This is a genomic window from uncultured Clostridium sp., assembly GCF_934754915.1.
Taxonomy (GTDB): domain Bacteria; phylum Bacillota; class Clostridia; order Clostridiales; family Clostridiaceae; genus Clostridium.
In genome coordinates this window covers 25,161-51,547 of sequence record NZ_CAKVKB010000012.1, presented here as the reverse complement: position 1 = coordinate 51,547, position 26,387 = coordinate 25,161, and the positions used below count along the sequence as shown (strand labels likewise).

Genomic DNA, 26,387 nt, shown 5'->3' with positions numbered 1-26,387 from the left:
TAAATTGCTTTACAGTCTTATTTGAATTTGAATTATACATATTTATAAAAGAACTTCTATTTATTCTATCTATACTCATATTCATTACTCCTCTTACTTCTATTAATATATTTATCGAACAAATATCTTTTAAGTTTACACTTACAATCTCTTAAGTTTATACTTACATTTTCTAATACATATCTTTTAATGATAAACTTATATAATAATTGTGGATATTTCATAATTATAAATTCATATAACCTTAATCAACATACAGTATAGATATTTACTGTTAATATACTAAATATTAATTGTTTTTTGATTCATACTAATACGAAAAATCTTCAATCAAAGAAATCTTGAAAAGATTTCTTCATAAATTGTCAATTGAAACATTTTGAGCAATAAAAAAAGCAATTACATAAAACATGTAATCACTTTCTTCATCCATGCCAAGCACTTTTATTTTTTTAATGTCTTAAGTCTTTCTGCGTCACTCACAATGCTTGTTATTCTTACACCAAAGTTTTCATCAACAACAACAACTTCTCCTAATGCTATCTGTTTTCCATTAACTAATATCTCAACTGGCTCTTCTGCAAGTTTCTGAAGCTCTATAAGAGAACCTGCACCAAGATTTAAAATATCCTGAATGCTCTTCTTTGTCCTTCCTAAAACTACAGATATATCTAATGGTACATCCATAATTAAGTCGATATTTTTTATTGGAGGTACTGTGCCTTGCTGTGATAATGGTGCAAAAGCTGCTTGATGCACCTCTACCGGCTGACCATACATCTGTGGTTGTCCTCCATACATCTGTGGTTGTTGTTGCATTTGTGGTTGTTGTGTATATTGTGGCTGTTGCATTTGCGCCTCCTGATACTGTTGTGGCTGACTTTCTGGTTCAGGCTGAATTTCCTTGCTTAAAATAGTTTCTTTTTTAGGTTCTTCTGGCTGTACTTGTGGAACATCTTGTTCAACATCCTCACCAGTCATTATTGCCACTATATTTTTTGCAGTCCTTATAGGAAATATCTGCATTATATTACTATCAACAATATCCCCAATTGTCATTTTAAATGACACCTTTACTATTGGCTCATCTTCTGGTATTGCATCTGATATAGGTATACTTGAATCTTTAACAACTTTAGCAGTTGGAGGTGATATATCCACTTTTTTTCCAAACATTGTTGCCATTGATGTTGCTGCAGAACCTATCATCTGATTCATCGCTTCTGAAACAGCACTTATTTCAAGTTCAGACAATTCATGTACATCTGTTACCTTTCCATCTCCCCCCATCATAAGGTTGGAAATTACAAGCCCATCATAGGTTTTTATTATTAATATGTTTCTTCCAACTATACCAGCTATATATTCTATATCTAAAACTATATTAGGAGTTTCAAATCCTTCCTTTATTTCCCTCAATGTTGTTACTGATACTACTGGTGTTGTTATATTAACCTGCTGATTTATAAGCTGATACAACGCAGTAGAAGCAGACCCCATTGATATGTTTCCTATCTCGCCTAATAAGTCTTTATCTGTGTCTGTTATTTCATCAGCAGTTACAGTGCTCACATCTGCATCTAAGTTTTTATCTGTATTTTCATCTTTATTTGTATCTATAGCAGAATCATTTTCTTTGTTATCTGGAGATTCTCCTGATAATAATGCATTTATTTCTTCTTGAGATAAAAAATTATTGCTCATACCCATTCACTTCCTTATCTGTTATATCTAATATCATAACTCCCATATTCTTGCCTGCTATTCCTGGCTTTGCGTAATAGCACTCTTCATTTCCTACAAATACTTTTACTGGGGATGAGCTCTTTGTATCAAGTCTAATCACATCACCTATATTAAGCCTTAAGAAATCTTCAACAGTTAACATTGAATGACCTAATTCTGCTACAATATCAACATCAACTTTCTGAATTCCTTCCTCAATTTTTTCTCTAGATTCTGCTTTTGAACTTTCATCATCATTTTGAAAAGAATACTGCACCACTAACTTGTCTAATATTTTTTCAATACTTAAATATGGAATACACATATTAATAAACGTACTGCGTTTATTCATTTCCACTGAAAATGTAATTAATGCTACAGGATCATTAGGAGCCAGCGTCTGATTAATTGCTGGATTTGTTTCTATTCCTTCCACCTCAGGCTCTACATCCAAAATTGATTCCCATGCTAATTTCAAATTACTTATCATTCCACCAGTTATCTGTCTCATTATATTTTTATCTATATCTGAGAATTCTTTTGTTTCAACCTTTCTATCTCCACTTCCTCCTAAAAGTATATCAATAACCTGAAGAGAAAATTGTGGATTTGTTTCAAATATTATGTTACCTGCAAGAGGTGGCATCTTGAAAACCGTTATAATAGTTGGGTTTTGTACTGAATGTATAAATTCTTCATAAGTTATCTGCTCTACAGTTTCTATTTTCACTTTGACATTCTGTCTAGTCTGTCCAGTTAAGTAATTAGAAATAATTCTAGCATAATTATCATGAACCAATTCTAATGTTCTAATATGTTCTTTAGAAAATTTCTGTGGACTTCTGAAATCATAAAGCTTAACTTTATGTTTTTCTTCGTCTTTGCCAACTTCCTCCGGCTCCAATTCCCCTGTAGATAAGGCAGATAACAAGGCGTCTATTTCACTTTGAGATAAAACGTCTGCCATATTTCTCCCTCATTTCAATTAATTTAATAATTTATCTATATCTATTATAGTTAAAAGCTTATCCTCATAATTTAATATACCTTTTACATAAGGCTGAGATTTATCATTATCTTTATCAAGCTTTTGAATACTCTTTTCATCTATGTCTAGAACTTCTTCAACCTCATCAACTGATATACCTATTTCTTCATCTTCAACAGTCAATATTATTATGTTGTTTTGTTCATCACTATGTTTTACATCTAATAATAGATTTAAATCCACAAGAGATTTTATACTTCCTCTTAGATTTATCAATCCCTTAATATAAGCAGGTGCCTTTGGAACCCTAGTAATGCTCATAATATCATTTATACCTTGAACTCTATCTGTTTCAACAGCAAAATGTTCATCACCTAATTTAAATACTACTATCTGCATTTTGTAACCCTCCTTTTAACCATTGTTATTATTCACAATCATTTGTATACATAAAAGTTAATAACATAAGTTAACAGTTAACTGTCTAATTATAACTGTTAACTGTAACCCAAATTGCCAACTGTTAACCACCATAATTCTACTCAAATATAATATTGCTTTCTGTAATATATTACCACATTAAGTCATTATAATCAAATATTTGTAAAATTCTTTTATTAACATATCAGCTTATTACTAACCTAAAACTTTCTTAATAGCTTCTAAAACTCTTTCAGCTTGGAATGGCTTAACTATAAAGTCCTTTGCCCCAGCTCTTATTGCATCCATAACCATTGATTGTTGTCCCATTGCTGAACACATTATGATTTTTGCATTTGGATCAAATCCCTTTATTTGTTTTACCGCTTCAATACCATCCATATCAGGCATTGTTATATCCATTGTTACTACATCTGGTTTTTCTTTTTTATACATATCTACAGCAACAACTCCGTTGTTAGCTTCTCCAACAATTTCAAAATCATTTTTTTCTAAGATATCCTTTATCATCATTCTCATAAATGCTGCATCATCAACAATTAAAACTTTAGCCATATTTTTTTACCTCCAAAATTAACTTATTCCTATTGATTTTAATATTTTTTCTAAAGATCCCGGCATAGGGATATAATAAAAATGTCCTCCTATATTTTCTTCTGTATCATCCAAAAATATAGTCTCAATATCCAATATATATTCATCATATTGATTAGACTCTATAAATGTAGTTGTAAGTATTGCTCCAAGCATATCATACGTTACTGCTGGAACTGATGGTGCAATAACAAGATTAGTTAGTTGTGCAATTGAATTCATATACGAAGCTGAAATTATATTAGCAATTTCGCATAAAACAGATTGCCCCATTTCACTGTTAATATTTTCTTCACTTCCTATTAACTTTCCCACTATTTTTCTTACTGTTTCTTCTTCGAATACCAAAAGTATATTACCTGCAATATCACCTAGAACTCTTACTACAGTACCAGCAACTTCTATTTCTCCAGTTTCTTCAAGAACATCTTCTAATCTTACCACATTTACTGCTGGAACTGTCATATCTACTTTTTTATTAAGTAACATCGAAAGAGCTGTTGCAGCATTTCCCGCACCAATATTTGACACCTCTTTCAATGCATCTAATTGTACCATACTTAAACTTGAGTAGTCCACTAAACATCCTCCTTAAAAGTACTTTTATAATAATGCACCTATATCTAATATTAATGTTACTAATCCATTTCCTAATATTGTTGCTCCGATATACTGATCCAATCCTTTTAATGTTTTTCCTAAAGGTTTAATTACTATTTCTTGCTGTCCACATAAAGCATCTACAAGCAATCCAATAGTTTTATCACCTACATTTACTATTATAACAAACTTCTTATCAGTTTTACTAGACTCAATATCTAAACTTTCATTTAATCTTACTAATGGAATTACATCTTCTCTATAAACAATTACTTCTTTACCATTACTCTTCTTAATGCTTTCTTCTTTATAATCTATTACTCTATCAATAAATCCTAATGATATAGCAAGTGTTTCTTCTCCCACTTTAACAAGTAATGCCTGAATTATCTGAAGTGTAAGTGGAAGCTTTATAATAAATTCTGATCCTTTTCCTTCTTCACTTATTAAATCAACAGTACCTCCAAGTGCTGAAATTTTTGTTTTAACAACATCCATTCCAACTCCTCTTCCTGAAATATCTGTAACAACTTCATTAGTGCTGAATCCTTGTGCAAATATTAAATTTTTAATATCAGCATCTGATAATCCTTCTGTATTTATTCCCTTTTGTTCAGCCTTTGCTTTTACTTTTTCAACATTTATTCCAGCACCATCATCAATTACTTTTATTAATGCCTTAGTACCTTCTTGATATGCAACAAGTTTTACTGTTCCAACTGGAGATTTTCCAGCTGCTATTCTTTCTTCTTTAGTTTCGACACCATGGTCTGCTGCATTTCTTAATAAATGGATCAATGGTTCTCCAATTTCATCTATTACTGTTCTATCAAGTTCAGTATCTGCTCCTTCTATAACAAAGTTAATTTCTTTGTTTAATTCTACTGAAATATCTCTTATCATTCTTGGGAATCTGTTAAATACAGTATCAAGTGGAAGCATTCTTATCTTCATTACAAGGTCTTGTAAATCAGATGTTGTTCTTCCAACCTGTTCTAATGTTTCATTTAATTCCTGTGATTTATGTGTTGTAACTATCTGTTCAAGTCTTGTTCTATATATAACAAGTTCTGAAACCATGTTCATAAGATTATCAATTCTTTCAAGATCAACTCTTACAGACTGGTGTGCCTTTTTAACTTCTTTTTTCTTTTGAGGTTTCTTTGCAGCAGGTTTCTTTGCTAATTCTGCTTTCTTTTCTTCAGGTTTTGTTTCTTTTTTTACTTCCTGAGTTTTTTCTGCTTCTTTTGGCTGAACTTCTTCTAATTCAACTAAAGCAGCTTCTACTTTGGCTACTTCTGAAATGCCATTTACTATAGCAATTATTTCATCAACAGTATTATTAGTAACAAGAACAAATTTTAATTCTAAGTCAAATTCTTCATTTTCAATATCCTGTGTTGAAGGTATTGATTTTAATATTTCACCATGTTCTTCTAAGTCTTTTACTATCAAAAATGCTCTTGCTGATTTAAGAAGAGTATTTTCACTTAATGTAACCTTAATTTCAATTGCATTAAATCCTTTTTCTTCTGCCTGTCTTATAACTGATGTATCATATTCATTTAAGTCCATTCCAATAGTATCGCTTGCTGTTACTACTGATGAAGCAGATGATGTATCTGCCTTTGCAGTATTTGCTGCTGATGCTTGTTCTGGTGTTTTATTTCCATTCTCTTTTATATCAGCTAATTTAGCCATTATTCCTTGAATATCAACTTTTTCATCTGATCCATCCTGAACAAGATCAACCATTTTTTCCAATGTATCAAGACAGTCAAACAATACTGTTACTACATCTTGACTAACCTTTAACTCTCCTTCTCTGAATTCTGATAAAACATCCTCCATTTTATGTGTTAATTCAGCAATATCATTAAATCCCATTGTTGCAGCCATTCCTTTTATTGTATGTGCAACTCTGAATATTTCATTAACCTTATCTATATCTTCGGGATTTTGTTCTAATTCCAAAAGAGATTCATTTAAAGTCTGTAAATTATCTAATGATTCCTCTAAAAACATTGACATATATTGAGATGTATCCATATGTATTCCTCCTTTATACCTTTTGTTAAAATTTATTTATATCTTTTTATATATAAAAGTTGATGCCTTTTCAAATCCATAGTCTCTATAATTATATATACTTTCTGTAGCACCTACAAATAGAAGACCACCCTTTTTTAATGATTTGCTAAACTTTTTATATATTTCCTGTTTCACATCGTTGTTAAAATATATAACAACATTTCTACATACTATTAAATCAAAATCAGATTCATAGGAATCTAATATAAGATCATGTTTTCTAAATGTAACTCTATCTTTAATTTTTGAGTCTATATAGTATTTATCGTCCTTTATGGAAAAATATTTACTCAAATCAGCACTGGATACTGCTTTCATTTCATTTTTAGTATATTCTCCAATTTTAGCTTTGGATAAAATCGTATTATCAATATCAGTAGCTATAATATTATGTCTTCCTAATGGAGCTATTTTATCTAATATCATTGCAATTGTATATGGTTCACACCCTATAGAACATGCCGCGCTCCAAATTTTTAAATTTGTATTATTAGGAAGCAGTTCAGTTTTTATTTTATTTTCCAGTTCAACATACAACTCTGGATTTCTAAAAAATTCTGTCACATTAATTGTTATAAAATCGAGAAACTTTTGTCTCTGTTCTGAATCTGATTTTATAACTTTTGTATATTCATCCAATGACTTTATTCCAACTCTTGTCATTAAACTGTTTATCCTTCTATTAAGCTGTTCAGGTTTATAGGCTGATAGATTAATCCCCAGCTCTCTATGTACCCATTTATGAAATTCATTAAAATCCATGACTTTTCTCTCCTATATACCTCGTACAATTTCTGTTATTTTATTGCATATCTGATCAAGCGGAAGCACCAAATCAACTTTTCCAGTTTCATATGCAGCTTTTGGCATTCCATAGATTGTACACGTAGATCTATCCTCTGAAATTGTTATTCCTCCACTTTCTTTTACCCTTACAGTACCTTCTGCTCCATCTCTTCCCATACCAGTGAGAACAACTGACAAAAGTTTACCTCCATATACATTTACAGCAGAATCAAATAATTTATCCACAGCTGGGCGAACTCCCCATATGGCTGGTTCTTTATTAAGTGATATTTTGTTTATTGAGCCAATTGTCATATGGCTTCCACCTTTAGCTATATATATTGTATTTCTATTTATCTGCATACCATCATCAGCTTCTAAAACAGTCATATTACACGATTTGTTGAGCCTTTCTGCAAAAACTTTTGTAAATCCTTCCGGCATATGCTGAACAACGAATACTGGTACATTTAAATTTCCTGGAAGCTTTGTAAGTACTTCCTGTAAGGCCTTAGGGCCTCCTGTTGATGCTCCTATAACAACAGCATCAATTGCCTTATTTTTAGGAAGAGGTTTATTATTAATTACCATTCTCTCCCTATTTAAAGATTCTTTAACATTTACATTTTTTCTGATACTATCTATATTTTTTTCTTCTGTACTGGTTGTCCTAAAATTGTTTTGTGTTTTATTATAATTTGAAACTTTTATACTGCTAGTTATTCCTTTTATTTCTTTTATTAATCGATCCTTAACTTTATCTATATCTAAAGAAATACTTCCAGAAGGTTTTGTAATAAATGTTATTGCTCCATTGTCCAGACATTCTAATGTAAGTTCTGATCCTTCTGTTGTGGAACTGCTCAACATGATTATGGGATAACTTTTCCCCTGTCTTTTCAACTCTTTAAGAGTTGCTAACCCATCTAGATCCCTCATATGAACATCTAAAGTGATTAAGTCAGGTTTAAACTGATCTACTTTTTCAATCAGTTCTCGTCCATCTCTAAATTTTGCTACAACTTCAAAACTCGCCTCAGATTCTATCATATCAGATATTGCTTTTCTCATAAAAGCAGAATCATCAACTACTATAATTCTAATTTTGTCCATCCTCATCACCTCACTAAAGTTCAACTATACCTTTTCCAACAATCTTTAATGTAACTTTACCAGTACTTGCTTCAAGTATCATTGTCCTCCCTTTGTTTCCTCCAGTGTCTTCTGCAATTATAGGTATTCCTACATCATTAAGTGCTTTTTTTACAGCTTCGCTATTTCTCTTTCCAATATCACTTATTATGCTTTTATCACTAAAATTAAACATTGATGCTCCACCTGCAATTTTTGCAATAATATTCTGTTTTTTGCATCCCTGTTTCTGCATTTTTTCTACAAGTATAGGAATTGCCGAATCTGCAAATTTCATTGGATTAGTTACATTTTTAAATTGTGTACTATCTGGAAGCATAATATGTGATAAACCAGCAACTTTTAATACTTTATCATACAACGCAATTCCAATGCACGATCCTAAACCTATAGTCATTATTGTTCCAGGATCAAGGACCAGATTTAAATCAGCTATTCCAACTTTAACCTCATTATTCCCCATTTTTACCCCCTAAAAATGTTTTCTTCATCTTCCACTGATAATATTTTCTCTAGATCCAATAATATGATTATATTATTTTCAAGCTTTATAAGTCCACTTATATACTTTCTTTCTGTCGTATTAGTTATTTCAGGTGTTTCTTCAATTATGCTATTATCAATGTCAGTAACTTCGTAGACACTATCTACTATTATACCGAATTTTTTTTCTTGCCTCTTTACAACAATTATCTTTCTTTCTCCAGTATAATCTTCCTTTCCAATCTTAAACTTATTTAAAAGGCTTATAATTGGCAGGATTTTTTCTTCATGGTTTATTACTCCCTTTACAAAAGCAGGTGCTTCTGGAAGGGCTGTAGGCTCCTCATACCCAAGTATTCTTTCTACTTCTTTAATATCAGCTGCATAACGCTCTCCATTTAATCCAAAAATAATTATCTTTCTAATATTATCTAATGACATATCCTCTTCCTCCTACAAACGTAATTTATCGATTGTTATGTCCCCCATTTCATCTACATATGCTTTTACATTTTTAGATGATACATCTAATACCATCTGTTTGTCACCAAAACAAAATACTGTATTACTATATGCTACATCAGCTGTAATAATCCCTTCTTTAGGAACTTTTAGAATTGTATTTACTCCAGCTTCACTTCCAACAGTCTTTAATTTTATTTCTTTTCCAGCTGAAAGAATTCCTCCCCTACACACTGAATTTTCTTTAGAAAATTCAATATTTTTCACTGCAGTTATTTCTGAAGTATACTGTCCTTTTCCATTAATAAAAACATTCCCTATAGATTCTATTTTTGATCCCTGTATATATTCCGCATATACATCAGCACTTTCTGATTGGAATTCTTCCATTTCATCTATTTCCTCCTGTAAAAGTTCCTCAAATTCAATTAATTCCTCTGCTTCGCTTATATTTAAAGGACCAAATCCTATTATTTTTTCTCTTATAAATGATGTTATAGGTGAATCTTTAATGCCTTGATTTTTACATTCATCCAATATGTTTTCACATATTGAAATTAATGATTTATATTTATTTTCAATTAATATCTTTATAATTTCTCCTATATTTTTCCCATGGAGTATATCATTATCCTTAATCTGATTGACAGCTGAAAATAAATCACCAACTGTATTTTTTGCATCCTTTAAATCCATTAAATATTTCTTTTTGTTTATGCTGTTTTCTCCTGCAATGATAGTAGAATTAATTATATTTCCATTTATAGTTATGTTACTTGAAGCAGTTATTTTTGCCGAGTTTACATTCTTTCCAACAAAAACAGTATTACCAGCTACTATTTCCATGCCTTCACGAACATTTTTCTGTACTTCTACATCTGCAACAAAATTTATATTTCCTGTGCTTAAATCTACCTCTTCAACCTGATAAACTTGATGAACCTTGAATGTATTAGATTTAAATGAAGGTTTTCCTTCCACAACAGCTATAACTTTGTTATTTTCATATTTGCAGCCTTCACCAATTTTAAATTTTATTTTTTGAATATCCCTACATTTAACATCGTTTCCATAAACATCTTTACCATCTTTACCTGGCACAGCTGGAATAATATTGGCTATTTCTTTTCCTGCCTGCACTGTTGCTAACATAAACCTATTTCTATAATCAATTTTTTCTTCTGTTCCATCACTTTCTTCAAGTTTATCTGAGTCTTTAAACAGAACTTCAATTTTTTCAGGTATCCCCTCAACTGCTTGTACACCTTTTGCAACTAATACTTCCTCAGAATTTTCATTTCTGCATAACTCATTAATATTATCCTCTAAAAATCCAAAAACTACATTTCTATCTTTTAATGCATTTTTTATTTCTTCTTTCGTATATTTAGGTGCATATTGTTTTTCAGATACAATTTTTTTCAATATAAGATTTTTAGTAAACTCACAATCTTCTAATGCATATATCTTTTTAGGAATCGATATTATTGTAACATATGCTTCCATTTTATCCTTAGAAACAAATATTTCCATTCTTTTTTCTGGTTCAGAATCTTCTTCAATATGATATTCTATAGCATCAGATTCATTAGCATTTTCAATCAAATCAGTCTTTTCTCCATTTAGGATCAAATCAACCCCATCACATGATTTTATAGTAATTGATTCATTTCCAAGAGATTTTATTATTATTTTCCCATTATGTACTCTAGCACCATATGAATAATTCTCTATACCCTGACCATCATTTATTGTATTTTTTTTATGTTTATTATTTTCTATAGAAGCATTATCTTCTTGATATACCTCTATAGTTATTGTTTTCTTAAAAAAATGTCTTTCTTCTTTTATCACTTTATAATCAATATTATTTTTATCAATATTTAGTTTTTCTGCTGCTTTTTGCAGACATTTATCAATACTTCCTGCTGAAAATATTAAATTCATAACTAATCCTCCATAAAAATACTTATTGCTTTTAGTATACCACAGGGAGATACAATTTTATATGAATTTTTAGATTTCTGTGAAGTCTAATTACAGATATTCTATCTTCTCAAATATCTGTCAATTTCCTTATTATATTCATCAGACAATTTTTTTATTATTTCATTTTCAGGATTTATTTTTATTGTATCTACTTGATTTATAGGAAGAACTTTTGGTGAAGTTCCTGATATAAATATACCGTCAAGCTTATTAATATCATTAAATTTAAATTCTTCTTCTCTGACATTTATTCCTATCTTTCGTGCAATCTCTATTATTTCTCCTCTTGTTACTCCTGGAAGGACTGCTTTTACCGGTGAAGTAATTAATTCATTTCCTTTAACCATAAATATATTCGATTTGCTTCCTTCTGTAATAAACCCATTTCTATCAACCAAAATTGCTTCAAATGCATTATGTTTAAGAATTTCATCATTAACCTTGCTTCTAAAATCATCATTTACTATTTTTGCATTAGGATTATTTCTTTCACCAAAATACAGTATAGTCTTTACACCCTTCTTATACATTTCATCTGTTGGATATGAATGTTTTATAAAAAACACTTTGAATTCTTTTGTGTTTAATCCATAAGTTAGTTTTATATTTCCTGCTTTTTTCCCTTCATCTTTTATAAGTTTCTGTATTTTCATTAGTATCTCTTCATAATTTAATGGAAATTCAGTATTTACAAGCTTAAATGAATTTTCCATTCTCTTTATATGTGCTTCAAGAAAGATAGGCTTTCCTTCAATAACTCTTAGCACTTCATAAATAACCTTCTCTTCCATAGTGTCATTACATCCCCTTTTATTTCCAATTCAATATCTTTATTGAATTATATTTCTTTTTATAATTTATCAAATATGGCTTTCCAACTAAATCTAATAATGGCTTATCAGAAAGTGAATCAGAAAACATATACGACTCCTTAAAATTTACAGCTATATTATTTTCCTTTAAATAAGATTTTAACCTTTTTACTTTTTCTTCACCCTTACAGTTTTCTCCATCCATCTTTCTAGAAAAAACACCATTATCAAATTTAAACTTTGTTCCAATAATTTTATCCACTTCTTTTATAGCATAAAATTCTTTAACATAAAATTCAGGTGATGCAGATATAAGATATATATCATACCCTTCATTTTTTAATTTTTTCATCATGTCAACTGCATCCTTATACAGTATATTTTTCAACCTGTCATTATAAAAGTTTTTCACAAGAGCTGACAAATCTTCTTCTTTTATTTTATCTATGAATTTTAAAAAAGTTTCCTTAACTTTTTTTTCATCATAAACATTTATAAGATACATCAATCCACAATATACCGCTCTTGGCAGAAATCTAATATTTGTCTTTTTATTTTTGACAGTATACTTAAATAACTCCATAAGGGTTTCTTTTTTTGTTATAGTATAATCAATATCAAATATGGCAAGTTTTTTCAATGTTATTATTCCACCTTCATTTTATAATTTTATGCTATATAAGACCTCACAATTCTTACCAGAAACTTTTTTAATATTATGAAACATTAAAACGGCAGATAAAAATAACTTCTATACTACTATGTTACAAAAACAATTATGATATAACAAGTAAGTTAAAGAAATTTTTTCATTTTAACAGAAAATTTTATTTTCACAAAATAAATATTTTCAATCAAACAATCAAAAGACTCACATCAAATACATGTGAGTCAGTATTTTTACAGTTTTTATTGTCTGCTATTTTATTTTTTTCAAAAATTCTGCTATTCTATCAATTCCTTTTTCTATAACATCCATTGAAGTAGCATATGATAATCTTATATATTGATCAAGTCCAAAACCAGCTCCTGGTATAACAGCAACTTTTTCTTCATCAAGAAGAACTTTTGCAAAATCTAAAGAATTTTCAATTTTTTCTCCTTTAAATGAAGTATTGAAATATGATTCAACATTTACCATTATATAAAATGCCCCACTTGGTCTTATGATTGAAACACCTTCAATTTCATTTAATCTATCTATCATGAAGTTTCTTCTTTTTTCAAATTCCTTAACCATTTTATTCAATTCTTCTACAGGTCCATTTAAAGCTTCTATTGCTGCATATTGAGCAATAGTATTAGTATTTGATGTCATATGACTCTGAAGACTTGTCATAAGCTTTATTATTTCTTTAGATGCAGCTGCATATCCTAATCTCCATCCTGTCATCGCATATGTTTTTGACACACCATTGATAACAATAGTTCTTTCATATGCATCTTTACTTAAAGAAGCAATACTTATATGCTTTTCTCCATCATAAATTAATTTTTCATATATTTCATCTGATATAATCAATAAATCATGCTTTTTAGCAAATTCAGCTATCTTTACTAATTCATCTTTATGATAAATAGTTCCTGTTGGATTGTTAGGACTGTTTAATAAAACAGCTTTCGTTTTATTTGAAACTGCTTTTTCCAAATCTTCAACTGTATATTTATAATTATTTTCCTTTGATGTTTCTACAAATACAGGTACCCCATCTGCAAGTTTTACTAACTCAGGATAACTTACCCAATATGGGACAGGTATTAAAACTTCATCTCCTGGATTTAAAACTGCCATAAATGTATTAGCAAGGCACTGCTTAGCCCCTGTAGAAATTATAATTTGTTCTGGTACATAATCTAAATCATTATCATTTTTAAATTTATTACAGATTGTTTTCTTTAAATCTAAAATTCCTCCAGCTGGAGTATATTTAGTCTTTCCATCTTTCATTGCCTTTATAGCTTCATTCATTATATTTTCAGGCGTATTAAAATCTGGTTCACCAGCCCCAAAGCTTACTACATCCACACCTTGAGCTTTCAATTCATTAGCTTTTGCTGTAATGGCCAAAGTTATTGATGGACTTATATTGCCTGCCTTTTTTGATAAATTCATTGCTTATTACCTCCAATTATATATACAACTTCTTATGTATTTATATTTCAATTAATATCATACTATGTGCAGATATCAATTAGAAATCCATTATTTTATTCCTTATTCTTCAATTCCCGTCCATTAAAAATATATCATTATTGCAAAGCAATGTAAATAGTTCATTTAGCTAATAATCAGCTATTTAATTAAAGTTTTAACTCAGTAATTAATTAATGATAACTTATTTCATAACATCCTTATTTTTTGATAGTTTCTATATTTCTGTAATTTTAAAAAGACATTAATAAATACTTATTTTATCTGTTAAATTATAAGGTTTAAGTAAAAAGCTTTATAATTTTCCACACAATAAAAGAATGAATACTCCATGCCCATTTCGTGGATAACATTTTAATAACTTCACACTCATTAAATTTCGTTAACATTAATTAGATACGAATTTTAAAAAACTCTATAATTTACTGTATAATTAAAAAGAACTGTTACATAAAGACCATATATTGTAACTACAGTCTTTAATGGAACAATTCTTTAATATAATTTTATTATTCTGCTAATTCATTTTGATAATATGCTGAAACTTTTTCAAATTCATTTTCTTCAGGTACAATTAATTCTTCCCCTACTAATTTAAATAAGTAAACAGAATCTTCATTGGGATTTTGAACTAAATAATATTGATTATCTTCGTATTGGAATTCATCTATTATTGGACATGTAATAACATTTCCATTTTCATCTTCCAAATCAACTACGAAGTTTTCATCTTCTCCACATCCGCAGCTGCCATTATCGTGGCTTCCACATTCACAGTCATGATTATTATCTTCGCATCCACATTCTGAACCACATGCGCATTTTTCTAATTCTTTATCCATCACTTACCCTCCTTTTGGTTGTTGTATTTATTTTAACCTGTATTAATAAAAATTAAAACCCTAAACATAAATTTATTTTTACAATTGACAATAAATACTGAAATCTCTTCAAGATTTCTTTAATTATTATGTAATTTTATTATTGAAATGTATATATTTAAATTAAAAATTATAAAATTAATAACAAAAATAAAAAAACAGAACTGCTACATGAAAGATTTTATCTGTAATATCCAGCATCAATCTTTATGCAGCAGTCCTGTTCACGCGCAAATTTATTCTATTTTATTAAACTTTCAAAATCTATTTTTGATTAGCAAGCTTCTTATATCCTTCTAATCTAGCCTTAGCATCTGCATGAGTCTTTTCAAATAATGCATCTGCTTGTTCTGGGAATGCCTTAGCAAGTGAAGCATATCTAACTTCTCCCATTAAGAATTCCTTAAAGTCAGCTGTTGGTTCCTTTGAATCAAGAGTAAATGGATTCTTATCAGTTCCAACTAAAGTTGGGTTATATCTGTACATCTGCCAGTATCCACAAGCAGTTGCTCTCTTAGCTTCTTCCTGACTGTTACCCATACCAATTCTGATACCATGATTAATACATGGAGCATATCCTATAATTAATGATGGTCCATGATAAGCTTCAGCTTCAGATATTGCTTTAAGGACTTGATTTCTGTCAGCTCCCATATTAACTTGTGCTACATATACATATCCATAAGTCATAGCCATCATACCAAGATCTTTCTTCTTAGTCTTCTTACCTGATGCAGCAAATTTAGCGATTGCAGCAGCTGGGGTAGCTTTAGAAGATTGACCACCTGTATTTGAGTAAACTTCTGTGTCAAATACAAATACATTTACATCTTCACCTGAAGCAAGAACGTGATCAACTCCGCCGTATCCAATATCGTAAGCCCAACCGTCTCCTCCGAAGATCCATTGTGATCTCTTAACGAAGTATTCTTTCTTTTCTAATATAGCCTTAGCAGCATCTGTTCCTGATTTTTCAAGTGCATCAACTAAATTAGCAGCTATTTCTCTTGTGTTAGCTCCTTCATTCATGTTATCTACCCATGCTTGTAATTCAGCCTTAGCAGGATCTCCAGCCACTATAGCAGCTTTTGCCATTTCAGCAATTTCTTCTCTTTGAGCCTTAACTCCTAAGAACATACCTAAACCAAATTCAGCATTATCTTCGAATAATGAGTTAGCCCAAGCTGGACCATGTCCTTCCTTATTCTTAGTATATGGAGTTGAAGGTGCAGAACCACCCCAAATTGATGAACATCCTGTTGCATTAGCAACCATCATTCTGTCACCAAATAATTGAGTTATAAGTTTAGCATATGGAGTTTCTCCACAACCAGCACAAGCACCTGAGAATTCAAGTAATGGTTGTTCAAATTGGCTTCCTTTAACTGTATTCTTATTCATTGGGTTCTTCTTAGCAGTTACATCATATACTAAGTAATCCCACGCTTCATCCTGAGCAGCTTGAGAAGCTTGTGGTTTCATAGTTAAAGCCTTGCCTGGTGCTGGACAAATTTGAGCACAGTTTCCACATCCTGAACAATCAAGAGTAGATACAGCCATTGAATAATATAATTTTTCTTCGCTCTTTATTGCTTTTGCATCAACTATCTTAGCTGAAGCTGGAGCCTTAGCTTTTTCATCTTCATTAACTAAGATTGGTCTTATAGCAGCATGTGGACATACTAAAGAACATTGGTTACATTGAATACACTTGTCAGCATCCCATTCAGGAACGTTAACTGCAATTCCTCTCTTTTCAAAAGCAGCAGTACCAGCTTCGAATGTACCATCTTCCATACCAGTAAATGCAGATACAGGAAGGTTATCTCCTTCTAATCTATTCATTGGTATAACTATATCCTTAACAAATTTAGTAGCACGTTTGATTGGTGCAGCTTCTTCATCTTTAACACTCTTCCAAGCTTCTGGAATAACAACTTCATGTAAAGATTCAACACCTTTATCGATAGCAGCATTGTTCATATTAACAACTTTTTCACCCTTCTTGCCATAAGAAGTTACAACTGCTTGTTTTAAGTACTTAATTGCATCTTCTAGTGGAATTATGTTAGCTAATTTGAAGAATGCAGATTGCATTATCATATTAATTCTTCCACCAAGACCGATTTCTTGAGCTATAGCCACAGCATTTAAAGTATAGAACTTAATGTTGTTATTTGCTATAAATCTCTTATATGAAGGTGGTAATTCTCTCTCTAAATCTTCATCAGACCAGATTGTATTTAATAGGAATGTTGAACCTGGTTTTAATCCATCTAATACGTTGTATTTATGAACGTATGATTGATTTGAACAAGATACGAAATCTGCTTTGTTGATTAGGTATGGAGACTTAATCGCCTTCTTACCAAATCTTAAGTGTGATACTGTGATACCACCTGATTTTTTAGAATCATAGAAGAAGTATCCTTGAGCATACATGTCTGTATGATCACCGATAATCTTAATAGCGCTCTTATTAGCACCAACAGTACCATCTGATCCTAATCCCCAGAACTTACAAGCTGTAGTTCCTTCTGGAGTAGCATCTATATCTTCAGTTACTACTAATGAAGTATTAGTAACATCATCATTGATTCCTAAAGTAAATCCATTCTTAGGTTCATCTGCTGAAAGGTTAGCATATACTGCAGCAATATGACCTGGATTTGGATCTTTAGAACCTAAACCAAATCTTCCCCCAATTACAAGTGGAGCATCAGCCTTACCATAGAATGCATTTCTTACATCTAAGTATAATGGTTCACCAGCTGATCCTGGTTCTTTAGTTTTATCTAATACAGCAATTTTCTTAACAGTCTTAGGAATAGCTGCAATTAATCTTTCATTTGAGAATGGTCTATATAATCTTACTTTAACGACACCAACTTTTTGTCCGTTAGCATTTAAGTAATCCACAGTTTCTTCACAAACATCTGTTACAGAACCCATAGCTATGATAACTCTGTCAGCATCTGGTGCTCCATAATAATCGAAGCAGTGATATTCTCTTCCTGTTAATTTAGTGATTTCAGCCATATATCCTTCAACAACTTCTGGTAAAGCATTATAATACTTGTTAACTGACTCTCTTTCTTGGAAGTATATATCAGCATTTTGTGCAGTACCTCTTGTTACAGGATGATCTGGGTTTAATGCATGTGCTTTAAATGCTTTAACTGCATCCCAGTCTACTAATTTAGCTAATTCATCATATTCAAGTACTTCGATTTTTTGAATTTCATGAGATGTTCTGAAGCCATCAAAGAAATTTAAGAATGGAATTTTGCCCTTAATTGCTGATAAATGTGCAACTGCTGATAAATCCATAACTTCTTGCACAGAACCTTCAGCAAGCATAGCAAAACCAGTTTGTCTTGCTGCCATAACATCTTGGTGATCACCAAAGATATTTAATGCAGAAGTAGCTAATGCTCTAGCTGATACATGGAATACTCCTGGTAACATTTCACCTGCAATTTTATACATGTTTGGTATCATTAATAATAAACCTTGTGAAGCAGTATAAGTAGTTGTTAATGCTCCAGCTTGTAAAGATCCATGAACAGCACCAGCAGCACCAGCTTCTGACTGCATCTCCATAACCTTTACCGGTTGTCCAAATATGTTCTTTCTTCCTTGTGCAACCCATTCATCAACATGTTCTGCCATTGGTGATGATGGTGTAATTGGGTATATTGCAGTAACTTCAGTAAATGCATAAGATACATGAGCTGCTGCAGTATTACCATCCATAGTTTTCATTTTTCTCATCGCGTTGACCCCTCTTTCTACTTTAAAATTTAAATTTTAAATAATTTAAATTTTTATATTAAGCAAGCCTAAAAAGGATTACTTAACTAACACGTTAACCTTGAGATTTAATCTAGCTTCCTCCACACAAAGACCAGATAATTCCATATTCTGTTATCTAAAATCTGCCCGCTTTAATAGTGTAACAATAAGTCTCCACCCTTATCATTGCATCTTAAATTTAAACTCCACTTTAAATTATTCTGCAAGCATCTTTCCAAGTTCTTTTGCATATTGAACCTGTGCTCTTGTTGGAGATTCTTTAACAGATAAATCTCCAATCACATTGAACCCATAAGATATCATGTTTTCCTTCCATAAATCCATGAAAGCATTTTCAATCCATCCATAAGTTGCAAATAAAATGCAATCTTTATTTTTATTCTTATCTTTAATCTGAGATAATTTTTCAATAAAAGGCTGCATTTCTCTTTGTTCAATTTTAGTTGAATCTTTTGCCGGACTACCAAAAGCTACAGCATCTGCCCATACTATATCTTCAAGCTCTGCATCTGAAACATGTTTCAGATTAACTTCTGCACCATGCTCTCTTGCACTATCTGCAATAACATTTGCAAGAACTTCAATATTGCCTCCACAACTCCAGTAAATCACTGATACTCTCTTCATTTTAATAGCACCTCATCTTCTTGTTAAATAATTAACTTTTTTTCTTCATCTCCTAAAATGAACCTCACATTTATTATATCTCACATACATATTTTTTCAAGATTTGATTGCATAATTTGGTTTATTTTAAGAGACGAAATCATAATTTATATTTTTTATCTTTTTATACTATTAAGTAATATTTTTACTATAGAATCAACTGCATTAGTTGTTTCACTTTTATTCATATTATTTATCAATTCGTCTTTCTTTAATTTAAGTTCCTGTATTTTATTATATAATGCATCATCTTTCAATTCTTCTTCTTCAATAACAAGAGAATAGCCTTCTTTTTCAAAAGATCTTGAATTTAGAATCTGATCTCCTCTGCTTGCTTTCTTTGAAAGAGGAATTAATAATGTAGGTTTTTTTAGAGCCAAAAATTCAAAAATAGAATTTGCCCCAGCTCTCGATATTATATAATCTGAACATTTCATCAAATGTGGAAGTTCTTCACTAACATACTCAAATTGTTTATATCCCCTTTGGTTTGTGAGATTTCCATCAATATTTCCTTTTCCACAGATATGAATAATATCAAAATCATTTAAAAGTCTTTTCAAATTTTTTCTTATTTCATTGTTTATGAGTTGAGATCCAAGACTTCCTCCCATTATAAATAGAACTTCTTTATGACCCTCAAAGCCACAAATTTTCAATCCCTCTTTTGCATTTCCTTTTAATATATCTTCTCTTATAGGGCTCCCCGTAAGAACACCTTTTCCATCCTTTATATATTTAAGACTTTCTCTGAATGTAACACATAATTTATCACAAAAAGGAGCACTTAACTTATTAGCAAGACCAGGTGTCATATCTGATTCATGAGCTACAACAGGTATTCCTTTTATAGATGCAGCAACTACAACAGGAACTGCTACAAATCCACCTTTTGAAAAAATAACATCAGGCTTTTCTTTTGATAATATCCAAAATGCCTGCCCAACTCCTTTCAACACTTTAAAAGGATCACTAAAATTTTTCATAGAAAAATATCTTCTAAGCTTTCCAGATGATATTCCATAGAAGGGTATATTGTTATTGGTTATTATCTCCTTTTCTATTCCATTATTACTTCCAATATACTTTATTTCAAAATTAAGTTCTTTCAATTTTGGAACTAACGCTAAATTAGGAGTTACATGTCCTGCTGTTCCTCCACCTGTCATTATTATTTTATATTTATTCAAAAGTATTCATCCTTTCCTAATTATTAACTTCAAATAAAATAATTAATTCCTGCTCTAAAACTAATCTACTATAAGTCTTTATCTATAATTTTGTATAACAGCTTGAATAGTTATATTTCCATTATATTCATTTATATCTGGATAAAAAACAAAATCTAATTTTACATCATTATAACTTCCATCATATAACTTGACCAATTGTTCTTTTCCATACTTTTCAGTTATATTTTCTTCAAATTCTTCTATATCACCAAAATAAACTGCATCAATAACTTTTCCTTTAATACTCTTTAATTTCAATTTGAGCACATTCCTATTTTTGCCCAATATTACGGCTTTGATAACATTTATATTTTTTTCACCAAATAATGGTTTTGGATTAGCTTTTCCAAAAGGTTCAAGTCTTCCCAAATCATTAATCAATTCATATGTTATTGTATCAAGAGGAAGAACTGTATCTATTGTAACCTTTTTCACCAAATCCTCTTCACTCAATGTTGTATTCTCATTCAGTCTTTTTCTAAATTCATCAATATTTTCTTCTTTTAAAGAAAAACCTGCTGCCATTGGATGCCCCCCAAATTTGTCTAAAACATCCTTGCATTTAACAAGTTCTTCAAACATATTATACTCTTCTATAGACCTTCCAGAACCTTTTGCTCCATTTTCAGTTTTTGTAAGAATAAAAGTTGGAACATTATATTTTTCTCTTATTCTTCCAGCAATTATTCCTGCAAGGCTTTCATGTATATGAGGAAGATATATTACAAATACTTTATCATTCTTTATCTTTGAATTTTCAACTATCTCTATAGCGTCTTCCACGCCATTTAGAGTCATTTCTTTCCTGTCTTCATTAAGCTTTACTAATTCTTTTGCTAAAGATACTGCTTCCTGTCCATTTTCACTTAAAAGTAAACGAACTCCTTTTTTGGCATTATCTAATCTTCCCGATGCATTTATACACGGTCCTATTATAAATCCAAGATGATATACACCAATTTTTTTATCCTGAATTTCACATTCAGTTAAAAGTTCCTTAAGCCCTATATTAGTTGTTTTATTAATCTTTTCAAGGCCCTTCTTAACAAAAACTCTGTTTTCATCAATTAAATCAACTACATCACATACTGTGGCTATTGCAAGAAACTCAATAAATTTCAATGCTTCTTCTTTTTCTATGTCCAATTCTTCATACAACACCTGAATCAATTTAAATGCTACGCCTGCTCCACACAAATTCTTAAATTTATACTTACATTCTTTCTGTTTTGGATTTAAAATTGCATCAGCTTCTGACCTTATAAATGTTCTTTTTCCATCTTCATCCTCAACAAAAGGTATGTCATGATGGTCAGTAACTATAACGGTCATTCCTAATTCCTTGGCTCTTTTTATCGGCTCAATTGCAGATATTCCATTATCACATGTTAGAATTGTATCAACATTATCTTCTTTGGCTTTATCTATTATATTAACATTAACGCCATACCCATCTCTTATTCTATCAGGTATTTCATAATCAACATCTGCATTACATCTCTTAAGTGCTGAATATAAAATATATACACTTATTACACCATCTACATCATAATCTCCTATAATTCTTATTTTCTTTCCAGATTTTATTTTTCTAATAAGAATTTCAGATGCTTCATTCATGTCCTTCATTTCTCTTGGATTATGAAGCATGCTGAATTCAGGATTTATATAACTACGTATAACTTCATCATCTAGTATATCTCTGTTAACCATGAGCCTGCTCATAAGTTCTGTAATTCCATATTTATCAGCCATGTACTTGTAATTCATTTTTTTATTTTTAATAAACCACTTTTCTGCCATAATAATTCCTTTCATAAAAATATTACCTCCAAAAGTATAACACCCTGGAGGTAATATTTTAACTGTTTTATTTTTCTATAAACATTTTATATAACATTCCACAAGATAATTTTTCAGCTGTTTCTGAATATCCTAATACTTCAAGCAGCTTATATCCAAAAGCCATAGCTGTTGCAGGTCCTCTGCTTGTTATTATATTTCCATCAACGATTACCATTTCATCTTCAACATATTCACATCCTGGAAGTTCTTCTTCATATCCTGGATAAGATGTCAGTTTTCTTCCTTGTGTAAGACCTGCCTTTCCAAGAACTATCGGTGCCGCACAGATTGCACCTATTAATTTTCCTTCAGCATTCTGTTTCTTTAACAAATTAATAACTCTTTCATCATCTCTTAAATTTGTAGCACCTGGAAGTCCTCCTGGAAGAACAATTAAATCATATTCCATATTATCATCAAAAACTTTATCTGCTTCTATTTTTAAATTATGGCTTGATGAAATCATTTTATCTTTCATGCTTACTAAGTCACACACTATTCCTGCTCTTCTCATAATATCTGAAATAGTTAATGCTTCTACTTCTTCAAAACCTTCAGCTAATAATATACAAACCTTTTTCATAGAAACAACCTCCTTCAATAATTTTATAATTTAATTTTATTATATATGTTATAAGACTAAAATTACATATAAAATTTATTTAGCACCTACAAAAATACCCCAAGAAATCTTAAAAACATTTCAGCCTTCATTGCAAACCATCACCTAGACATTATCAATTATGCATTGGATATTACTTCTTTTATTTCGTCATCTAAAACGAGAAGCATTATGTTATTTCCTCTTCCTGCCCTGTTTTGAAGTTTTATATCTTTAATCTTTACTTCTTCTTTATTCTTACTTTTTGAAGTCAATACAATCTCTGCATCATCTTCATTTAAAATAATATTATTATCTGATGTTGATATATAGCTGCTGTAGTATTTACCGTAAATTACTTCATCATCATCTTTTAAGCTTATTCCTGTAACTCCAGAAGCAATTTTACCCATGGAATTTACATTTTCAACTGGAAATCTTATAGCCATTCCTCTTTTTGTCACCATAATAAGATATCCTAAAGAACTCTTATCAATATCTACAGATACAAGTTCATCAGTGTCATTCTTAAATTTATGACAAGTCTGCTTAAAGAATTCTCCTTCATATTCCTTAATGAAAGTTTTCTTTACCATACCTTTTTTAGTAAAAGTATATATGCACACATCATCATCATAAGAATTTATAGATGCAATTCTTATAATTCTTTCTTCTTTTTCAAGTTTACCTATTAACTGTTCTATTGACATATCCTTTTTCAGAATATTCTTCATCATAAATACAGGTACTTTATATACAAATCCACTATTAGTAAATATCAATAGTTCATCTGTAGATTTTGTTCTCACCTTTAAGTAATCTTCTTTCATCTTTGCATATGATTTAAGTTTTCCTTTTTCACTTATTCCAAGATTTAGTTCAAAGAATTCAATTTCTTCACTATCTTCGACTTTCATAACTTTATCATCTTCTGGAAGATTAAATAATTGCGTTGGAAGTATATTTCTTGTTGTATTTTCAACTTGTGGTTCTTCAAGAGTAAATTCAAGTTCATTTTTAGTTGTAAACTTCAAGAATTTATTTTCTTCATCCATATTAATCAATTTAACACTTATAAGTTCATCATTTTCTCTCAATTTCAGTCCTTGAAGTCTAGTGTATGATGTCTGGAATTTTTCCAAGCTGCTTACCTTTATTCCACCACCACTTGTTATAAATCTGAATCCTCTATCTGGAGAAAAACTTTCTATAGAAATTACGCCTACTATTTTTTCATCATCAAGATTTAATGACTTAATAACATGATCAAGTCTCTCACCTTTTTCTTTCCATTTTAATTCTGGAATATTTATTCCTTTTGTCTGATACATATATCCTGTATTAGTGAAAATTAAAAGATTATCCTTTGTATTCGAACTTATAAGGTATTTTAAGAAATCCCCTTCCCTATATTCGATATCATTTGGATCAGAGTTCGATCTGTTATAATTTTTTAAAGGTATTCTCTTTATAAATCCATCATTTGATATTGTAATCATAACTTCTTCAACTACAATTAATTCTTCAACATCAATTTTACTTTGAGTATCATCTGAAATTATCTGAGTTCTTCTTTCATCAGCATATTTATCACATATTTCTTTAAGTTCAGATTTTATAACTTTAAGTAATTCCTTTTCACTTGCCAATATCTTCTCAAGTTTCTTTATAAGTTTAGTCAAATCTGCATATTCTTTTTCAAAGACCTTTATTTCAAGACCAGTAAGTCTGTATAACATCAGTTCTAATATTGCCTGAGCCTGCAATTCTGTAAAACCATACTGATTTATCAAATTATCCCCTGCATCTTTTTTAGATTTTGATGAACGTATTGTAGCAATTACCTCATCTAAAATATCTATAGCCTTTATGAAACCTTCAACAATATGAAATCTTTTCTTTGCAATTTCCAGCTCTTTTCTGGTTCTTCTTGTAACTATCTCCTTCTGATGATTAACATAGTGCATTATTATAGTTTTTAATCCCATTGTTTCAGGTTTTCCATTTGCAAGGGCAACCATATTGAAACTTATGTTACATTGTAGATCTGTCTTTTTAAAAAGATATTTCAATACCTTTTCTGCACCATTTTCATCCACAGATTTTTTAAATTCTATTACTGCTCTTATCCCATTTCTATCAGATTCATCTCTTATATCTGTAATGCCCTCAAGAACTTTTGCATGCCTCTTATCTCCAGTCATTTCAGAAATAGTTTGAAGTATTTTAGATTTATTCCTTCTGAAAGGAAATTCAGTAATAACAATTCCAATCCTTCCATTTTCTAATTTTTCTATAGATGTCTTCGCTCTGTATGGAACTTTTCCTTCTCCTGTTTCATATGCAGATAATAATGACTTTTCACCTATAAGAATGCCTCCTGTAGGAAGATCAGGTCCTTTAATATACTCCATAAGTTCCTTTGTTGTTATTTCATTATTATCTATATAAGCTAAAACTCCATCCGTTACTTCTTTTAAATTATGAGGTGGAATATTAGTTGCAAGACCTACTGCAATACCAAATGTTCCATTTACAAGAAGATTGGGATATCTACTTGGTAAGACCTTAGGCTCCATTTCACTATCCGAATAGTTTGGAACCATATCTACAGTATCTTTATCAATATCTCTTAACATTTCCATGGCAATAGGTGCTAGTCTTGCTTCTGTATATCTCATAGCAGCTGCACTATCACCATCCATAGACCCCCAGTTTCCATGCCCTTCAATCAAAGGTTCTCTTGTAGAGAAATCCTGTGCTAGAATTACCATTGCCTCATATACAGATGAATCTCCATGTGGATGATATTTACCTAAAATATCTCCTACTATTCTGGCAGATTTATAATAAGGTCTGTCCGGAAAGGCCTTAAGCATATGAGCACCATACAGAATTCTTCTATGTACAGGCTTAAGTCCATCTCTTACATCTGGAAGCGCTCTTTCCTTAGCAACTTCAATTGCATATGGTAAATAATTTTCAGGCATTGCTTCTTCAAGAAGAATGCCTATAATATTATTGTCTTTTGGAATAGTGTTTTCCTTTTTCTTTGCCATAATATCTTCCTT

21 protein-coding genes are annotated in these 26,387 nt (G+C 30.5%); all 21 read right to left on the bottom strand.

Annotation, left to right across the window (positions count from 1 at the left end):
• Positions 1-444: 444 nt before the first annotated feature.
• The 21 genes from fliY to Q0F58_RS03815 all read right to left on the bottom strand — a co-directional run bounded on the left by fliY (position 445) and on the right by Q0F58_RS03815 (position 26,375).
• The gene (gene fliY / locus Q0F58_RS03915; RefSeq protein WP_294372837.1) at positions 445-1,704 is read right to left on the bottom strand and encodes a flagellar motor switch phosphatase FliY; all 1,260 of its coding nucleotides are present in this window, start codon (positions 1,702-1,704) and stop codon (positions 445-447) included.
• Positions 1,694-2,692 carry a flagellar motor switch protein FliM gene (fliM, locus tag Q0F58_RS03910; RefSeq protein ID WP_294372835.1) on the bottom strand — a complete coding sequence of 333 codons (999 nt, stop codon included), beginning with the start codon at positions 2,690-2,692 and terminating at the stop codon, positions 1,694-1,696. The genes fliY and fliM overlap by 11 nt, the downstream gene beginning before the upstream one ends.
• An 18-nt stretch (positions 2,693-2,710) precedes the next feature.
• Positions 2,711-3,112, bottom strand: a complete 402-nt coding sequence (locus Q0F58_RS03905; protein ID WP_294372834.1) for a chemotaxis protein CheW — start codon at positions 3,110-3,112, stop codon at positions 2,711-2,713.
• Between the two features lie 237 nt (positions 3,113-3,349).
• Positions 3,350-3,709: a response regulator gene (locus Q0F58_RS03900; RefSeq protein ID WP_294372833.1), complete on the bottom strand. Its 360-nt coding sequence runs from the start codon at positions 3,707-3,709 to the stop codon at positions 3,350-3,352.
• 18 nt (positions 3,710-3,727) lie between these two features.
• On the bottom strand, positions 3,728-4,327 hold the full coding sequence (locus Q0F58_RS03895; RefSeq protein WP_294372832.1) for a chemotaxis protein CheC: 600 nt from the start codon (positions 4,325-4,327) through the stop codon (positions 3,728-3,730).
• A 24-nt stretch (positions 4,328-4,351) separates the two neighbouring features.
• Entirely contained in the window at positions 4,352-6,397 is a 2,046-nt protein-coding gene (locus Q0F58_RS03890; RefSeq protein WP_294372831.1) for a chemotaxis protein CheA, read from the bottom strand.
• A gap of 36 nt (positions 6,398-6,433) precedes the next feature.
• A complete protein-coding gene (locus tag Q0F58_RS03885; RefSeq protein WP_294372830.1) occupies positions 6,434-7,201 on the bottom strand; it encodes a protein-glutamate O-methyltransferase CheR in 768 nt (255 codons plus the stop codon).
• A 12-nt stretch (positions 7,202-7,213) separates the two neighbouring features.
• A complete protein-coding gene (locus tag Q0F58_RS03880) occupies positions 7,214-8,338 on the bottom strand; it encodes a chemotaxis response regulator protein-glutamate methylesterase (RefSeq protein WP_294372828.1) in 1,125 nt (374 codons plus the stop codon).
• Positions 8,339-8,351: 13 nt separating this feature from the next.
• Positions 8,352-8,840 (bottom strand): chemotaxis protein CheD, encoded by a 489-nt coding sequence (locus tag Q0F58_RS03875; protein ID WP_294372826.1) that lies wholly within the window; start codon positions 8,838-8,840, stop codon positions 8,352-8,354.
• Between the two features lie 2 nt (positions 8,841-8,842).
• Positions 8,843-9,301, bottom strand: a complete 459-nt coding sequence (locus Q0F58_RS03870; RefSeq protein ID WP_294372825.1) for a chemotaxis protein CheW — start codon at positions 9,299-9,301, stop codon at positions 8,843-8,845.
• Between the two features lie 12 nt (positions 9,302-9,313).
• Entirely contained in the window at positions 9,314-11,269 is a 1,956-nt protein-coding gene (locus Q0F58_RS03865; protein ID WP_294372823.1) for a DUF342 domain-containing protein, read from the bottom strand.
• Positions 11,270-11,370: 101 nt separating this feature from the next.
• Entirely contained in the window at positions 11,371-12,102 is a 732-nt protein-coding gene (locus tag Q0F58_RS03860; RefSeq protein WP_294372822.1) for an aminotransferase class IV, read from the bottom strand.
• A gap of 19 nt (positions 12,103-12,121) precedes the next feature.
• On the bottom strand, positions 12,122-12,763 hold the full coding sequence (locus Q0F58_RS03855) for an HAD-IB family hydrolase (protein WP_294372821.1): 642 nt from the start codon (positions 12,761-12,763) through the stop codon (positions 12,122-12,124).
• Positions 12,764-13,042: 279 nt separating this feature from the next.
• Entirely contained in the window at positions 13,043-14,236 is a 1,194-nt protein-coding gene (locus Q0F58_RS03850; protein WP_294372820.1) for a pyridoxal phosphate-dependent aminotransferase, read from the bottom strand.
• Between the two features lie 548 nt (positions 14,237-14,784).
• Positions 14,785-15,117 (bottom strand): DUF1292 domain-containing protein, encoded by a 333-nt coding sequence (locus Q0F58_RS03845; protein ID WP_294372819.1) that lies wholly within the window; start codon positions 15,115-15,117, stop codon positions 14,785-14,787.
• A 303-nt stretch (positions 15,118-15,420) separates the two neighbouring features.
• Positions 15,421-18,930 carry a pyruvate:ferredoxin (flavodoxin) oxidoreductase gene (nifJ, locus tag Q0F58_RS03840; protein ID WP_294372818.1) on the bottom strand — a complete coding sequence of 1,170 codons (3,510 nt, stop codon included), beginning with the start codon at positions 18,928-18,930 and terminating at the stop codon, positions 15,421-15,423.
• Between the two features lie 237 nt (positions 18,931-19,167).
• On the bottom strand, positions 19,168-19,599 hold the full coding sequence (locus Q0F58_RS03835; RefSeq protein ID WP_294372815.1) for a flavodoxin domain-containing protein: 432 nt from the start codon (positions 19,597-19,599) through the stop codon (positions 19,168-19,170).
• Between the two features lie 155 nt (positions 19,600-19,754).
• Complete coding sequence (locus Q0F58_RS03830; protein ID WP_294372812.1) at positions 19,755-20,828, bottom strand: undecaprenyldiphospho-muramoylpentapeptide beta-N-acetylglucosaminyltransferase; 1,074 nt, start codon at positions 20,826-20,828, stop codon at positions 19,755-19,757.
• Between the two features lie 78 nt (positions 20,829-20,906).
• Positions 20,907-22,673 (bottom strand): single-stranded-DNA-specific exonuclease RecJ, encoded by a 1,767-nt coding sequence (gene recJ, locus Q0F58_RS03825; protein WP_294372842.1) that lies wholly within the window; start codon positions 22,671-22,673, stop codon positions 20,907-20,909.
• A 67-nt stretch (positions 22,674-22,740) separates the two neighbouring features.
• On the bottom strand, positions 22,741-23,298 hold the full coding sequence (locus Q0F58_RS03820; protein ID WP_294372809.1) for a DJ-1 family glyoxalase III: 558 nt from the start codon (positions 23,296-23,298) through the stop codon (positions 22,741-22,743).
• A gap of 158 nt (positions 23,299-23,456) precedes the next feature.
• Positions 23,457-26,375, bottom strand: coding sequence for a DNA topoisomerase IV subunit A (locus Q0F58_RS03815; RefSeq protein ID WP_294372806.1), 2,919 nt, complete (start codon positions 26,373-26,375; stop codon positions 23,457-23,459).
• Positions 26,376-26,387 lie beyond the last annotated feature (12 nt).

What these genes read in the sequence shown, in the direction of transcription:
- Q0F58_RS03870 (WP_294372825.1), bottom strand. Translation starts at nt 9,301, where the DNA reads ATGTCATTAGATAATATTAGAAAGATAATTATTTTTGGATTAAATGGA.
- nifJ (WP_294372818.1), bottom strand. Translation starts at nt 18,930, where the DNA reads ATGAGAAAAATGAAAACTATGGATGGTAATACTGCAGCAGCTCATGTA.
- Q0F58_RS03905 (WP_294372834.1), bottom strand. Translation starts at nt 3,112, where the DNA reads ATGCAGATAGTAGTATTTAAATTAGGTGATGAACATTTTGCTGTTGAA.
- Q0F58_RS03890 (WP_294372831.1), bottom strand. Translation starts at nt 6,397, where the DNA reads ATGGATACATCTCAATATATGTCAATGTTTTTAGAGGAATCATTAGAT.
- Q0F58_RS03850 (WP_294372820.1), bottom strand. Translation starts at nt 14,236, where the DNA reads ATGAATTTATCAAAAAAGGCAGGCAATATAAGTCCATCAATAACTTTG.
- Q0F58_RS03875 (WP_294372826.1), bottom strand. Translation starts at nt 8,840, where the DNA reads ATGGGGAATAATGAGGTTAAAGTTGGAATAGCTGATTTAAATCTGGTC.
- Q0F58_RS03865 (WP_294372823.1), bottom strand. Translation starts at nt 11,269, where the DNA reads ATGAATTTAATATTTTCAGCAGGAAGTATTGATAAATGTCTGCAAAAA.
- Q0F58_RS03880 (WP_294372828.1), bottom strand. Translation starts at nt 8,338, where the DNA reads ATGGACAAAATTAGAATTATAGTAGTTGATGATTCTGCTTTTATGAGA.
- fliY (WP_294372837.1), bottom strand. Translation starts at nt 1,704, where the DNA reads ATGAGCAATAATTTTTTATCTCAAGAAGAAATAAATGCATTATTATCA.
- Q0F58_RS03845 (WP_294372819.1), bottom strand. Translation starts at nt 15,117, where the DNA reads ATGGATAAAGAATTAGAAAAATGCGCATGTGGTTCAGAATGTGGATGC.
- Q0F58_RS03860 (WP_294372822.1), bottom strand. Translation starts at nt 12,102, where the DNA reads ATGGAAGAGAAGGTTATTTATGAAGTGCTAAGAGTTATTGAAGGAAAG.
- fliM (WP_294372835.1), bottom strand. Translation starts at nt 2,692, where the DNA reads ATGGCAGACGTTTTATCTCAAAGTGAAATAGACGCCTTGTTATCTGCC.
- Q0F58_RS03900 (WP_294372833.1), bottom strand. Translation starts at nt 3,709, where the DNA reads ATGGCTAAAGTTTTAATTGTTGATGATGCAGCATTTATGAGAATGATG.
- Q0F58_RS03885 (WP_294372830.1), bottom strand. Translation starts at nt 7,201, where the DNA reads ATGGATTTTAATGAATTTCATAAATGGGTACATAGAGAGCTGGGGATT.
- Q0F58_RS03815 (WP_294372806.1), bottom strand. Translation starts at nt 26,375, where the DNA reads ATGGCAAAGAAAAAGGAAAACACTATTCCAAAAGACAATAATATTATA.
- Q0F58_RS03820 (WP_294372809.1), bottom strand. Translation starts at nt 23,298, where the DNA reads ATGAAAAAGGTTTGTATATTATTAGCTGAAGGTTTTGAAGAAGTAGAA.
- Q0F58_RS03835 (WP_294372815.1), bottom strand. Translation starts at nt 19,599, where the DNA reads ATGAAGAGAGTATCAGTGATTTACTGGAGTTGTGGAGGCAATATTGAA.
- recJ (WP_294372842.1), bottom strand. Translation starts at nt 22,673, where the DNA reads ATGGCAGAAAAGTGGTTTATTAAAAATAAAAAAATGAATTACAAGTAC.